At 67.2% G+C, this 13839-nt stretch carries 15 protein-coding genes and 1 tRNA gene; 1 reads left to right on the top strand and 15 read right to left on the bottom strand.

Annotated elements, in window-relative coordinates:
* Position 1: 1 nt before the first annotated feature.
* The 7 genes from AC4OR5_RS08755 to AC4OR5_RS08785 all read right to left on the bottom strand — a co-directional run bounded on the left by AC4OR5_RS08755 (position 2) and on the right by AC4OR5_RS08785 (position 6083).
* Positions 2-472, bottom strand: coding sequence for a MarR family winged helix-turn-helix transcriptional regulator (locus tag AC4OR5_RS08755; RefSeq protein ID WP_003110596.1), 471 nt, complete (start codon positions 470-472; stop codon positions 2-4).
* A 397-nt stretch (positions 473-869) separates the two neighbouring features.
* On the bottom strand, positions 870-2090 hold the full coding sequence (locus AC4OR5_RS08760; RefSeq protein ID WP_058161036.1) for a methyltransferase: 1221 nt from the start codon (positions 2088-2090) through the stop codon (positions 870-872).
* Positions 2091-2158: 68 nt separating this feature from the next.
* On the bottom strand, positions 2159-2851 hold the full coding sequence (locus AC4OR5_RS08765) for an ABC transporter permease (RefSeq protein WP_003096163.1): 693 nt from the start codon (positions 2849-2851) through the stop codon (positions 2159-2161).
* A complete protein-coding gene (locus AC4OR5_RS08770; RefSeq protein WP_023107354.1) occupies positions 2848-3543 on the bottom strand; it encodes an ABC transporter permease in 696 nt (231 codons plus the stop codon). Before AC4OR5_RS08770 ends, AC4OR5_RS08765 begins: the two co-directional genes overlap by 4 nt.
* Positions 3544-3604: 61 nt before the next feature.
* Positions 3605-4357: an ABC transporter substrate-binding protein gene (locus AC4OR5_RS08775; RefSeq protein WP_003096156.1), complete on the bottom strand. Its 753-nt coding sequence runs from the start codon at positions 4355-4357 to the stop codon at positions 3605-3607.
* Positions 4358-4371: 14 nt separating this feature from the next.
* A complete protein-coding gene (locus AC4OR5_RS08780) occupies positions 4372-5145 on the bottom strand; it encodes an ABC transporter ATP-binding protein (RefSeq protein WP_003096153.1) in 774 nt (257 codons plus the stop codon).
* Positions 5146-5393: 248 nt separating this feature from the next.
* Complete coding sequence (locus AC4OR5_RS08785) at positions 5394-6083, bottom strand: DUF502 domain-containing protein (protein ID WP_031693169.1); 690 nt, start codon at positions 6081-6083, stop codon at positions 5394-5396.
* A 158-nt stretch (positions 6084-6241) separates the two neighbouring features.
* Here AC4OR5_RS08785 and AC4OR5_RS08790 point away from each other — a divergent pair, with 158 nt between their 5' ends.
* A complete protein-coding gene (locus AC4OR5_RS08790) occupies positions 6242-6979 on the top strand; it encodes an SDR family NAD(P)-dependent oxidoreductase (protein WP_003096148.1) in 738 nt (245 codons plus the stop codon).
* 56 nt (positions 6980-7035) lie between these two features.
* Here the strand turns inward: AC4OR5_RS08790 and AC4OR5_RS08795 are convergent.
* From AC4OR5_RS08795 to AC4OR5_RS08830, 8 genes are all read right to left on the bottom strand, one after another.
* Positions 7036-7111: transfer RNA gene (locus AC4OR5_RS08795), tRNA-Phe, on the bottom strand.
* 113 nt (positions 7112-7224) lie between these two features.
* Positions 7225-8307, bottom strand: a complete 1083-nt coding sequence (locus tag AC4OR5_RS08800) for an oxidoreductase (RefSeq protein WP_058161037.1) — start codon at positions 8305-8307, stop codon at positions 7225-7227.
* Between the two features lie 27 nt (positions 8308-8334).
* Positions 8335-8607 carry an oxidative damage protection protein gene (locus AC4OR5_RS08805; RefSeq protein WP_003096100.1) on the bottom strand — a complete coding sequence of 91 codons (273 nt, stop codon included), beginning with the start codon at positions 8605-8607 and terminating at the stop codon, positions 8335-8337.
* Positions 8608-8650: 43 nt separating this feature from the next.
* Entirely contained in the window at positions 8651-9718 is a 1068-nt protein-coding gene (gene mutY, locus AC4OR5_RS08810; protein WP_003110600.1) for an A/G-specific adenine glycosylase, read from the bottom strand.
* A complete protein-coding gene (locus AC4OR5_RS08815) occupies positions 9715-11967 on the bottom strand; it encodes an AsmA family protein (protein WP_003096096.1) in 2253 nt (750 codons plus the stop codon). Before AC4OR5_RS08815 ends, mutY begins: the two co-directional genes overlap by 4 nt.
* Before the next feature lie 93 nt (positions 11968-12060).
* On the bottom strand, positions 12061-13167 hold the full coding sequence (locus AC4OR5_RS08820; protein WP_023876106.1) for an NAD(P)/FAD-dependent oxidoreductase: 1107 nt from the start codon (positions 13165-13167) through the stop codon (positions 12061-12063).
* Positions 13164-13400: a hypothetical protein gene (locus AC4OR5_RS08825; protein WP_058161038.1), complete on the bottom strand. Its 237-nt coding sequence runs from the start codon at positions 13398-13400 to the stop codon at positions 13164-13166. Before AC4OR5_RS08825 ends, AC4OR5_RS08820 begins: the two co-directional genes overlap by 4 nt.
* Positions 13401-13436: 36 nt before the next feature.
* A complete protein-coding gene (locus tag AC4OR5_RS08830; protein WP_058161039.1) occupies positions 13437-13835 on the bottom strand; it encodes an acetyl-CoA sensor PanZ family protein in 399 nt (132 codons plus the stop codon).
* Positions 13836-13839 lie beyond the last annotated feature (4 nt).

The raw sequence follows: 13839 nt of genomic DNA on the forward strand, positions 1-13839 counted from the left end.
ATCAGGACTCCTGCAGGCTGGCCCGCGGGCAGCCGGCGTGTAGCAGAACCTTGGTCAGCAGATGGGTCAGCGTCTGCAATTCTTCCGTGCTCAGGCAGGCGACCAGCTCGTTCATCGCCGCCGAGGCGATCAGCGGAAGCTGCTCCTGGACCTTCCGTCCCGCTTCGCTGAGATCCAGGCGCAGGCAACGGCGGTCTTCGGGACAGCGACCACGCAGCAGCAGCCCTTTTTTCTCCAGGCGCGCCAGCATGCGAGTCATCGAGCCGCTGTCCACCGACAGCTCGCGACACAGTTCGACCGGACTGTTGGCACGGTTGAGACCGACGAAGATCAGCACCTTGAACTGGGCGGCGGTTATGTCCAGCGCGGCGAGGTGCTTCTCGAGGATGCGGTCCTTGGTCGCAGCACTGACGCCGATGAGCTGGCCAATGGAGCCCTTGAAGGGAAAGTCGGAAGCGCTGTAGTGGCCCATGGGGGATCGCTGTCTAGGCAGGGAAAGTGTTTCAAAATAATACTGCCTAGGCAGCGATTAACAAGAGGTCAACCGTTGCAATAAAAGAACAATCCGTTCCTTCGAACGTCATACGATGCCGTTTTGCAACTATTGTCGGTGCTGAAGTCCACTTTCGGATTAACCGGAAAGCCAGGCTTATGCACAAGCGGGCAAGGGATAGGAAGAAAACGCTCTAAGAGTCGCTGCGGTTATTTAGGTTGTTATCAAGATATTGTTTTATATGGATTTTATTTTTTTGTTCATTTTTTGAACAGCATTGCCCGCCCCTGGATACGGGCCCCTCGGCAGATGTTTCCCAGAACTTGTCACCAGACTTATCCACAGGCTGTGTGGGCAACCATCCGGCACACCCGTATCAGCTGCGCTCCGCAAGGATCAGCAGGTTTCGCGGAGACAGGGAGGTCGGACAGAACTCGCCCAGGCGGACGCTATAGCCCTGTTCGACCAGATACAGGCAGCGGTCCAGCAGCAGCCAGAGTTCCAGCGGGCGGCGGAACAGGGCGCGCACCAGTTCCAGGTTGCGAACCATCGCCAGGCGCTTCCAGCCGGCCGCTTCCAGCGCCTGCCAGTCGCGCGCGGCCGGTTCGGGAAGTCCCTTGAGGGCGGCGAGTTCGCGACAGTAGTCGGCGTATGGACGTTCCAGCCAGGCCACCGGAAGGGAAGGCACGCTGAGGTACTGGTCGATTCCGCGTAGCTCGCGCTGCAGCAGGTCGAAACCCAGGCGCCGGGCCATCGACTGGTCGCGCTGGCGACGGACCCGTTGGCTGGCGGTGACGGTCTCGCTCAGGGGCAGGCGCAGGTCGTCAAGCGATAGCGCGAGCAGCGATCGGCCTGCTGCTTGCGAGAGTGGCTGGTAGAAAGGCCCCGGAATGCGGTTGTAGCAGCATGGCGCCACCGCCAGTTGGTGACAGCCGGCCTGGCTGGCCAGGCGCAGCAGGCGCAGGTGCAGTTCGCCGCAAGCGTGCAGGGCCACTGGCGTATGCCCGGGAAGCAGGCGCTCGGCGCAGTCCGCGGCCAGCACATCCTGGCGGAGGTGGTGGGCGGAGAGCCCCAGGCGGTCGCTCAGGCGCTGTCCGTCGGCGACCAGCGCGGGATCGTGTTCGAGGCAGGTCAGCGGTTGCCCCGTATGGGCCAGCAGGCGGCCCAGATGGCCCTTGCCGGAGCACCAGTCGAGCCAGTGGACGACCGGCCGGGCGAACTGCAGGCGCCCGGCGAACAGGCCGATCTGCTGCCACTTGCGTCCCGGTACGTCGACATTGAAGCGGTTCGGTGCCTGCGGGCGTTCCGCCAATGGCAGTTCGCCGACCGCGCCCAGCGCCGCGGCCTGGGCGGCGAGCTGTGGATAAGGCGCGGGCGCGGCCAGGCGGGTGGGCTGGTTGTGCTCCGCGTCGGCCTGTTCGAGGCTGCGCCCGCGCAGCCAGGACGCCAGCTCGGCGTGTTCGGCTTCCCACGCCAGGGTCGGTTCGTTGAACGGGCGGGGTCGCCAGAGCCGCTGGTGTTCGAGGAGGAACGCGTCCAGCGCGAGGAAGCGCTGCGACAGGGCGTCGCCAGTGAGGAACGGGAAGGTTTCGGACACGATGCGAGCGGCAGCGGGAAAACGGGGCGGCGATTATAGCCGCCCCGCAGGCATCGGAAAGCGCCCGCTCAGCGGCCCTGGGTGGCGTCGACCCGCAACCAGCGTTCGATCAGGCGGAAGATCCGCGTCAGCACGATGGTGATCACCAGGTACAGCGCGCCGGCCAGGCAGAAGAACAGCATCGATTCGTAGGTGCGGGCGATGATGGTCCGGGCCATGCCCATGATGTCGAACAGGGTCACGGTGTAGACCACCGCGCTGGCCTTGAGCATCAGGATCACTTCGTTGCTGTAGGCCGGTAGGCCGATGCGCACCGCGCGCGGCAGGATGATGTGCCAGAGCGCCTGGCGCCGCGACATGCCGAGGGCGCGGGCGGCCTCCACCTCGCCGACCGGCACCGAGTGGATCGCGCCGCGGAGGATCTCGGCGATATAGGCGGCGGTGTGCAGGGTCATGGTCAGCAGCGCGCACCAGTACGGATCGCGCAGGTAGGGCCAGAAAGCGCTCTTGCGCACTTCCTCGAACTGCGCCAGGCCGTAGTAGACGATGAACAGTTGCAGCAGCAGCGGCGTGCCGCGGAAGAAGAAGATGTAGGCGTACGGCACCGCGCGCACGTACCAGTGCCGCGAGGCGCGGGCGATGCCCAGCGGCAGGGCCAGGGCGAGCCCGGCGACCACCGCGATCGCCAGCAGCTCCAGGGTCAGCGCCGCGCCCTGGAGCATCTTCGGCATCCACTTGAGGATCAGCTCCCACTCGCTCATAGCTCGTTCCTCACGAAACCACGGCCGGCGCGACGTTCGAGGAAGTGCAGGGCGACCATGATGACGACCGTGAGGCTCAGGTAGATGGCGGCCGCGGTCATGTAGAAGGTGAAGGGTTCCTTGGTCGCGTTGGAGGCGACCTGCGCCTTGCGCATGATCTCGTCGAGGGTGATCAGCGACACCAGCGCGGTGTCCTTCAGCAGGATCAGGTACAGGTTGCCGAGGCCGGGCAGGGCGACCCGCCAGATCTGCGGCAGGACGATGCGCCAGAAGATCCGTCCGGGCGACAGGCCGAGCGCCTGGCCAGCCTCGCGATGGCCGCGCGGAATGGACAACAGCGCGCCGCGGAACACCTCGGTGGCGTAGGCGCCGAAGCACAGGCCGAGGGCCAGGGTGCCGGCGGCGAACGGCGAGAGCGCCAGGTCCGGCTTGCCGAAAAGGTCGCCGATGGCGTTCAGGCCGCTCACCGTGCCGAAATAGATCATCAGTACCCAGAGCGTTTCCGGCACGCCGCGGACGATGGTGGTGTAGGTGCCGCCGAGGAAGCGCAGGGCCGCGTACTTCGAAGTCTTCGCGATGGCGCCGAGGAGGCCGAGCAACAGCCCCACGCAGACCGCCGCCAGCGACAGCTTGAGGGTCATCCAGGTACCGGCGAGCAGTTGGTCGCCGAACCCATGCAGGTCGAGAATCATGAGAAGTCAGGCCTGAAGGCGGCCACCGCCGGGACGCGCCCGGCGGTGGCCTGGCTTGGCATCAATAGATGCTGAAGGGGAAGTACTTGTCGTTGATCTTCTTGTAGGTACCGTCGGCGACGATTTCCTTCAGCGCGGCGTTGAGCTTCTCGCGCAGCGGGTCGCCCTTGCGCACGGCGATGCCGATCTTGTCGTTGTCGAACACCGGTTCGCCCTTGAACTCGAACTCCTTGCCGGCGTCGCTCTTCAGCCAGTCGTATTGCACGAACTTGTCGGCCAGCACGCCGTCCAGGCGCCCCGAGGAGAGGTCGAGGTAGGCGTTCTCCTGGGTGTCGTAGAGCTTGATGGTGACCACGTCGGCCATGTTGTCTTCCAGCCAGGTGCCGGCGATGGTGGCGCGCTGGGCGCCGATCACCTTGCCCTTCAGGGAGTCCTTGTCGGTCTTGAAGTCGACGCTCTTCGGCGCGACGAACTGCAGCTTGTTGGTGTAGTAGGGATCGGTGAAGTCGACCGCCTGCTTGCGCTCGTCGGTGATCGACATGGACGCGACGATGAAGTCGAACTTCTTGGCATTCAACGCCGGGATGATGCCGTCCCAGTCGGAGGTCACCACCTCGCACTCGGTCTTCATCTTGGCGCACAGCGCCTTGCCGATGTCGAGGTCGAAGCCGACCGCCTGGCCGCTGGCATCGATGCCGTTGAAGGGTGGGTAGGCGCCTTCGGTGCCGATGCGCAGCTTGTCGGCGGCGCTGGCGTCGAGGGCGAAGGCCAGGGTTGCAGCGGCGGCCAGCAGGATCTTCTTATAGTTCTTCATGCGGTGTTGCTCCGTTAGCGGTGGCTGGACATGAACTGTTTGCAGCGCGCCGACTGGGGGTTTTCGAAAACCTGTTGCGGCGTTCCCTGCTCTTCTACCAGGCCCTGGTGGAGGAATACCACCTCGCTGGAAACCTGGCGGGCGAAGCTCATTTCGTGGGTGACCAGCAGCATGGTCCGGCCCTCTTCGGCGAGCGCACGGATCACGTTAAGCACTTCCTGTACCATTTCCGGGTCGAGCGCCGAGGTGGGCTCGTCGAACAGGATCACCTTGGGTTGCATGGCCAGGGTCCGGGCGATGGCCGCGCGCTGCTGCTGGCCGCCGGAAAGTTGCGCGGGATAGCTGTGGCGCTTGTCGGCGATGCCGACCTTGGCCAGCAGGCCCTCGGCGATCTCGATCGCTTCGGCCTTGCTCTTGCCCAGTACGCGACGCGGCGCCTCGATCACGTTGTCGAGGATGCTCATGTGCGGCCACAGGTTGAAATTCTGGAAGACGAAACCGAGTTCGCTGCGCAGCCGGTTGATCTGCTGGCTGTCGGCGGCGACCAGGTCGCCGTTCTTGCTCTTCTTCAGGCGCAGCTCTTCGCCGGAGACCAGGATCTGGCCCTGGTGCGGGTTCTCCAGCAGGTTGATGCAGCGCAGGAAGGTGGATTTGCCCGAGCCGGACGATCCGAGGATGGAGATCACGTCGCCGTCGCGGGCGGTGAGGGAGATGCCCTTGAGCACTTCGAGGTCGCCGTAGCGCTTGTGCAGGTTACGGATTTCCAGTGCGGGGGTGGCCTCGGCCATGGATTTTCCTCTTGTTATTCGGATTGGAAGGGCCTTCCTGGCGAAGGCAAGCTAGCACAGCGCTTCAACCGGAGCCAAGCAGGCGGCGTGCCTCTGGAGCGGGGTTGGCGGCATCTTGTCGCATCGCTGCAGTGCGCTGTCGCGTAGGAACAAAACTGTCGGCTTTCGAAGAAAACTCCTGGCGAACCCTGACCTGAAGCAGAGCCTGGAGGTCGGTGCGCGCCCCGTTCCCGGGCACGCGGGACCGCCTATGGAACCGCCGGCGGCTGCTCCCCGCGCGGCTCCGCCAGCACCTTGGCGGCGGCCAGCGGCGGTGGTGGGGTGATGCCCATCGACACATAGATGCTGGTGAAGGTGTCCATGCCGATCTGTGCCGGTTTCACCCATTCCACCGGAACGTAGAGCAGGCCGCCGCCCACCGGGATCGGCGCGGTCGGCACCAGGATCGCGTAGTGCGCGCGGCCGTCCAGTTCCACCGCTTCGGGGTTGGGCATCAGCGCCAGCACGGCGGCGCCGTCGCCGCCGAAGAAACACCAAACCGGACTCATCGCGGCGATGTCGGCGTCCTGCTTCTTATCCAGCAGGCCGACGAAACGGTCGGCCAGGTTGTACAGGTTGCCGATCAGCGGGGTGCGCCGCAGGGTCAGGTCGAACAGGTTGGCCAGCGGCCGCTTCAGGCCTAGCTGTACGCCGAGGCCAAGCAGGTAGATGGCGACCAGCAGTAGCGCGGTACCGAGCAGGTAGGCCAGTGGCGAATCGCCGGCGAGCGGCTGGCCGATGGCGGCGAAGCCGCGACCGATCAGGCTGGATGGCCCGACGAAGCGGTTCAGCAAGCTGACCACCCAGGCCAGCAAGGCTAGGGTGAGTACCAGCGGCAGCATCACCAGCAGGCCGGCGAGCCAGGTGGCGAGCAGGGAGTTGAAGCTTTTCTTCAGCATCGATTGGGGGTCCGGACAAGGTCCGCCTAGTCTATCGGCACTGCCTGGCTCACGCTCGGCCGTTCGCCGGGATGGGCGAAAGATCCGCCGCGGCGATTCGTCATTCCTTGTAGGCTGTGCGAGTCGCGTTCATTCCAGCAGGCCTTCACGGAGGGCGTATGGCGGAGAGAAAGACCCTGTTGCTGACCGGGGCGAGCCGCGGTATCGGGCATGCCACGGTGAAGTACTTCAATGCCGCGGGTTGGCGGGTGTTCACCGCGTCGCGGCAGAGCTGGGCCAGCGAATGTCCCTGGGCGGACGGCGAGGAAAACCACATCCACCTGGACCTGGAGGACATTCCCGGCGTCGAGGCCAGCCTGGAACTGATCCGCGAGAAGCTCGGCGACGGCCGGCTCCACGCGCTGGTGGACAATGCCGGCATCTCGCCCAAGGGCGAAGGCGGCGAGCGCCTCGGTGTGCTGGAAACCGACTACGCCACCTGGCTGCGGGTGTTCAACGTCAACCTGTTCTCCACCGCGCTGCTGGCGCGCGGCCTGTTCGCCGAGCTGAAGGCGGCGCAGGGAACGGTGATCAACGTGACCTCCATCGCCGGCTCGAAGGTGCATCCGTTCGCCGGGGTGGCCTACGCCACTTCCAAGGCGGCGTTGTCCGCGCTGACCCGCGAGATGGCCCACGACTTCGGCCCGCATGGGGTGCGGGTGAACGCCATCGCGCCGGGGGAGATCGACACCTCGATCCTGTCGCCGGGCACCGAGGAGATCGTCGAGCGCAGCATCCCGCTGCACCGCCTCGGCCGGCCGGAGGAGATCGCTTCGCTGATCTACTTCCTCTGCACCAGCGGCGCATCCTACGTGAATGGCGCGGAAATCCACGTCAACGGCGGGCAGCACGTCTAGGCGAACGGCGGAAAGCAAAAAGGCCCACCCGTAGGTGAGCCTTTTCGTCGTATTCATGGTGCCCAGGGACGGAATCGAACCGCCGACACGGGGATTTTCAATCCCCTGCTCTACCAACTGAGCTACCTGGGCAACGGGGCGCAATTAAACGGGTTTAGCGCGGCAGTGTCAACACCGGCGAAGAAATTTTTTTTGTTTTTTAACGCCTTACGATCCCCTCGCGGTTTCCGCCGGACTGCCGGGCCTCAGTTCCAGGCCTGGCGTTCCTCGTCGCGCAGCTCCACCGGCAGGCTCCGGCCTTCCTCGGCGGAGCGTCGTGCCAACTCCAGCAGGGCCATCAGCGCGCAGGCCTGTTGCGCCGACACCGGGTTGCGCGACTGGCCGCGGATGGCGGCGGCCAGCGCCTGGTAGTAGCGGCTCTGGTCGCCAGCCGGGGTGACCAGCGACTGGCGCAGGCCCTGGCCGTCGATGTGCTGCAACAGGTCGGGATCGCGGCCCCAGCCGGCGGAACCGGGGTGCAGTCCCTGCAGCAGTTGCGCTTCCTGGATGTCGGCGCCGGCCTTGAGCAGGCTGCCGTGGTCGCCGTGCACATTGAAGCGTGGCGCCGGATTGGCGGCGAGCATGCTGGCGCGTAGCGCCACCTGGCAGTGCGGATAGTCGAGCAGGACCTCGAACCAGTCGTCGGTCTGCGCACCCTCGCGCAGCCGGCGCAGGTGCCCGTGCACACGCTGCGGTACGCCGAACAGGCACAGTGCCTGGTCGAGCAGGTGCGGGCCGAGGTCGAACCACAGCCCGGAGCCGGGCAGGTCGTGTTCGCGCCAGCGGTCGCGGACCTGCGGACGGAAGCGCTCGATGGCCGACTCGAAGTAGCGCACCGGGCCGATGCTGCCGGCCTGCAGGGCGGCCTCCACGGCGAGGAAGTCGCTGTCGAAGCGCCGGTTCTGGAACACCGAGAGGACCTGGCCAGGCCGTTCGCGGGCGAGGTCGGCGAGGCGCCGGGCTTCGGCCAGGGTGACGGTGAACGGCTTGTCCACCACCACGTGCTTGCCGGCGCGCAAGGCCCGTTCGGCGAGGCTGGCGTGGGTGGCATTGGGCGAGGCGATGACCACCAGGTCGATGTCGGCGGCCTCGATGGCCTCATCCGGATCGGCGCTGACCCGGGCTTCGGGCAGGTCGGCGTGCACCCGCCCGGGGTCGCGCGAGACCACGCGCTCCAGGCACAACGCCGGTACCGCGCGGATCAGCGGGGCGTGGAAGGTCTTGCCGGCGAAGCCGTAGCCGATCAGCGCGGTGCGGATCGGAGGCAGGCCAGAGAGGGGTGGGGTCATGGCGGCCTCCGTCGGGCGGGGTGGGGGTCAGGCGGATGGCGGCACGTAGCCGTCGGCCTTGGCGTAGTCCTCGCCGGAGAGGAACTTGTCCATCTCCTGCTGGAGGAACTTGCGGTCCTCGGCGTTCATCATGTTCAGGCGACGCTCGTTGATCAGCATGGTCTGGTGCTTCTGCCACTCGTCCCAGGCCTTGCGCGACACGTTGTTATAGATGTCCTCGCCCTTCGCGCCAGGATACGGCGGGCGGTCGAGGCCGGGCAGCTCTTCGTGGTACTTGCGGCACATCACGGTGCGGCTCATGGTCGTTCTCCTGCAGTTGCCGCCGGGCCCGCGGGCCCGGCATTCACGCGGCCGTGCCGCGTCCGAGTTCCTGTTCTGCGCGCTTGAGCAGCTTCTTCACCGGAGCGGCGAGGCCCAGGCGCGGCGGGGTGGCGAGGTTATACCAGAGCCAGTCGCCCTCGGCCACGGCGCGCGGAGCGCCTTCCACCGCCACCAGCCAGGGCTCGATGGCGAGCTGGAAATGACTGAAGGTATGGGTCAGGCCGCTCAGTTCGCGGCGCTCGCCGAGGGCCAGGGAATGGCGCGCGGCGAGCGGTTCGAGGCCGTCGAGGTCGTCCAGTTCGGGGAGGCTCCAGAGCCCGCCCCAGAGTCCGCTGGAAGGCCGCCGGTAGAGCAGTATGGCGCCGTCGCGGTTGGCCAGGATCGGCATCAGCGTGCGCTTCTGCGGCAACGCCTTGCGCGGCTTGGGCTGCGGATAATCGGCTTCGCGGCCGAGCAGGTGCGCGCGGCAGCCGGAGACCAGCGGGCAAAGCAGGCAACTGGGCTTGCTGCGCGTGCAGAGGGTGGCGCCGAGGTCCATCATCGCCTGGGTGTAGTGGTTGACCCGTGCGTGCGGGGTGAAGCGCTCGGCGGCTTCCCACAGCGCCCTGGCCACCTTCGGTTCGCCGGGATAGCCGTCCTGCGCCAGGTAGCGCGCCAGTACGCGCTTGACGTTGCCGTCGAGGATCGGTGCGCGCAGGCCCATCGACAGGCTGGCGATGGCTCCAGCGGTGGAGCGGCCGATGCCGGGCAGTTCGGCGAGCTGCTCGACGTCGCGGGGGAACTCCCCGGCATGCCGCTCGACCACGATCTGCGCGGTCTTGTGCAGGTTGCGCGCACGGCTGTAGTAGCCGAGCCCGGTCCATAGGTGCAGGACTTCGTCCTCGGCCGCCGCGGCCAGTGCCTCGACGTCGGGCAACGCTGCCATGAAACGGTCGAAGTAACCGAGCACGGTGCTGACCTGGGTCTGTTGCAGCATGATTTCCGAGACCCACACCCGGTAGGGGGTGATGCCCTGCTGCCAGGGCAGGTCCTTGCGACCGTGACGGTCGTACCAGTCGAGGACCGCGCCGTTGAAGCCTTCAGGTGTCATTTGCGGTTGAACAGCCCTTTGAGTGCGTCTTTCAGCTCCGGACTGACCTTGTCGCCGAGCTTCTCTTCGAGTTTTTCGTTGAGGCGATTGCCGGCCAGTTTCGCGGCGACCTTGCCCAGGCCTTCCTTGTCCAGGCGGCAGGCCTTGGCGCCGAGTTCCAGCGGGCCGCGGCAGAGCAGCGGCCATTCGATGCCGGCGTAGCGCTGGTTGACCTGGCAGGCCGGGTCCGGCATGTCGCTCTTGTCGCCCTGGATCTCCACGCCGATGCGATAGTCCATGCCCAGCACGCGCAGGTCGATATCGCCGTGGCCGCTGACCGCCAGGCCGGGAATGGCCACCTTCAGGTCAGGGTTGCTGGCCACGCCGTTGGTGAAGTTCAGGCTGCCCTTGAGCTCGCGGAAAGGCGTGTCCTTGCCGCCGTGGGTACCGGCAAGGGCCTTGCGGTTGAGGGTAGCGATGCCCTGGCAGAGCTGTTGCTCCAGGTTGGCGTCGAGCAGCACGCCGTTGATCAGGCTGAAGCGTGCGCTGCCGTTGAGATGGTCGATCCAGGACTTCTCGCTGTTGCCGCTGGTGCGGATGTCGGCGTCGAGGTCGAGCAGCCCCTTCACCGGCGGTTTCTTGCCCTGGGCCTCGAGCAGGCGCTCCACCGGCACGTTGGCGATGTGCTTGGTGGCGGTCAACACGGCGCTGTCCTGGCGTACGTCGAGGTTGGCCTTGGCGTTGAAGCGGCCGTTGTACAGCCCGCCGCGCATGTCGTCGAGGCTGATCACGCCGCCCTGGCCACGCAGCTTCAGGCTGGCGTCGTCGATCGGCAGCTTCTCGACGGTCAGCCGACCGAAGTTCAGCGCCACGTCCAGGTCGAGCTTGCGCAGGGTCGCCATGGGCAGCAACGGCGCGTCGCTCCAGGCCTGCCTGGTCGGTTTTTCCGGTAGCGGCGTGTTGCCCTGGGCGGCACTGGCCACGGTGGCGTCGACTTCCGCCTTGCGCGTGGCGCTGGCGGCATCCTGGGCTTGCTTGGCCTTGGCCGGCAGGTAGCGGTCGAGGTCGAGCTTGTCGCCCTTGAGCTGGGCGCGCAGCGATTGCCTGGCGAAATCGGCGATGCCGAAGCGGCCGCTGAAGGCGGTGTCGTCCAGACCCAGCTTGAGGTCTTCGAGATTCAGGCTGTTGCGGCTGCCGGCCAGGCGGGTGTTCAGCTCGAACTTGCCGAGGGTGTTGGCATCGGCCATGGCCGGCAGGGTCACACCGATGCCGGCGAGGAACTCGCGCAGGTTCATCGGCGCGATCGACAGGCCGCCGCTGAACTTGGCGTCCTTGTCCAGCTCGCGGGCCTTCAGTTCGCCGAGGGCGCGCAACTGGTTGACGCTCAGCTTCAGACCGTTCCACTCGGCGATCTGCGCCGACTGGTCGAGCAGCAACTGGCCCTGGGCGGAGAAGGTGGCGGTCTTGCCTTGCAGCGGCTCGCCCGAGGCCTCGCCGGAGAGCCTGGCGTCTTCCAGTTGGTAGCGCCTGAGCGCGGTGTCGAAGCGCAGGTTGCCGGTCAGCTCGGTCTTGACCCGCACCACCGGCTGGTTGGTGCCGAGGTAGGCGTTGAGCTTCAGCGGAATGCTGCTGCCTTCGCGAATGGCGCCGGTACTCAGCTCGATGCCCTCGACGTTGTACTGCTTGCCGCTGGCTTCGTCGGTGTAGGTGACGCGGGCGTTGTTGACGTTGAGGCTGTCGATGTCGAGCTTGATCGGGGTGCGCGGGCTGTCGTTCTGCGGCGCCTGCTCCGGTGCCTGCGCCTGGGCGCCCTTGCCGTCCGCTGCCGGCGGGGTGGCGGAAGGAGCGGACGGGGCCTGGGGCTGGGCCGGCTTGCCGATGTTTTCCCAGTTGCCCTTGCCCTGCTTGTCGCGGACCAGGTCCAGGCTCAGGCCTTCGACGCGGATCGCGCTCATCTGCACGTCCTTGCGCAGCAGCGGCAGGACCCGCACCGACAGGCCGAGCATCTGCAGGTCGGCGAACGGCTTGGTCGGCGTGGCGGTACTGGCGATGCTGGTGTCGTGCAGCTCCAGGCCCAGCCAGGGGAACAGGCTCCAGCCGATGTCGCCCTTCAGGTCCAGCTCCAGGTTGGCCTTGTCGCGGGCGATCTGGCGGATTTCGTCCTTGTAGTCATTGGGATCGAACAGGTGGGTCAGGGCGAAGCCCAGGGCCACGACGAGCAGTAAGAGTCCCAGGAAGAACAGCCCCAGGACCTTGCCGAATGCTTTCATGGACGAATCCTTTGTGCTGGCAGCGGTGAATGTGCGGGCGAGTATAACAACGCCGTTTTGCCAGGCCGACCCTGCGCGCGGCGAAACCTCGTCTCAGAGTGCTCGGGCGACCCGTTCGGCGAGCGCCAGGCTGGCGGTGAGGCCGGGCGACTCGATGCCGAACAGGTTGACCAGGCCGGGCAGGCCGTGTTCGGCAGGGGTTTGGATGATGAAGTCGGCGGCGGGTTCCCCCGGCCCGCCGAGCTTGGGCCGGATGCCGGCGTAGCCGGCCGCCAGGCGCCGAGGATCGATGCCGGGGAAGTAGCGCGAGATGGCCTGGGCGAAGGCGGGGCCGAGGGATTCGTCGACGCGGTAGTCGAGGTTGTCCACGTAATTCACGTCGGGACCGAAGCGCAACTGGCCGCCGAGGTCGAGGGTGGCGTGGATGCCGAGCCCGGCGGTGCGCGCCTCGGGCATCGGGTAGACCAGGTGGCGGAACGGCGAGCGGCCGCTGTAGGAGAAATAGCGCCCCTGGCACAGGTGCAGCGCCGGCACCAGGCGCGGATCGAGGCCTTCGGTGCGTTGCGCCAGCGCCTGGGCGAACAGGCCGCCGGCATTGACCACCCAGCCCGCGCGCAACCGGAACGCTTCGCCGACGCTCTGTCCTTCGGCGCGCCAGCCGCCGGCGTGGCGCTCCAGGCGGTCGACCCGGGTGTCCAGCGCCAGTTGTGCGCCGTGGCGCTCGGCGACGGCCTGCAGCGATTGCAGGTAGGCGTGGCTGTCGATGATTCCCGTGCTCGGCGAGAGCAGGGCGGCGACCCCGCGGACCTGGGGCTCCAGCGCGCGCAGCGTGGTGCCGTCCAGCGGCATCAGGTCGTCGACCCCGCAGGCGCGGGCGTTGGCCGCCAGGGCCTGGAGCTTCTCGCGCTCGTTTTCCTCCACCGCCACCAGCAGCTTGCCGATGCGCCGGTGGCCGACGCCGTGGCGGGCGCACCAGGCGTACAGGCGTTCGCGGCCTTCCAGGCAGAGATCGGCCTTGAGCGAGCCGGGCGGGTAGTAGAGGCCGGCGTGGATCACTTCGGAATTGCGACTGGAGGTGTGGCTACCGACCAGCCGTTCGCGCTCCGCCACCAGTACGCCGTGGCCGGCTTCGGCCAGGCGCGCGGCGCAGGCCAGGCCGAGGGCGCCGGCGCCGACTACCAGTACGTCGACGTCGTTCATGCGTCGCTGGCTGCGCGCTGCAGCACGCTGACGATCGCTGCCCGCGCCTGCGGGCTGTTCTTCCAGCAACTGGAGCCGGTCAGGACCGCGCCTTGGGCGAGGATGCTTGCGGCATCGCAGTCGCGCAGCCGGACGAAACTGTCCAGGCCCATCTGTTCCAGGCGTTGCAGCACGGTCGGGCCGACTCCCTTGAGGGCAAGCAGGGCGGCGCGTTCGGCGGAGGAAAAGGACATGGCGAAGCTCCGTGGCGGGGACCGCCGCCGAGCATATCAGAGGCTGTCCAGCGGCAGCCCGTGGCGCGCGGCGAGGGCGCGGGATTCCAGGTGCCCGTCCGGGGCGACCAGGCGCAGCGGCTTGCCGGCTTCGGCAGCCAGGCGCCGGGCCTCGTCGAGGAGGCGTCGGCCGACCCCGCGGCCGCGGGTGATGCCGCGCACGCAAAGGTGCGACAGCTGCCAGGCGTCGTCGCCGCGCCGCAGCAGGGCGGCACCCAGCAGGCGGTCGTTGAAGCGCCCGGCGATCAGCTCGCCGGCGGCCAGCCCGGCCGCGACCAGCGCCGCGCCGTCGGCATGCGGGGCGAACAGCCAGTCCGGCGCGTCGGCGTAGATCTTCGCCAGGTCCAGGCGATCCTGGGCGCTGGGTTGGGCGAGGGTTTCGACGATCACGGGCATGCGG

This window comes from Pseudomonas sp. YA1, from assembly GCF_058680555.1.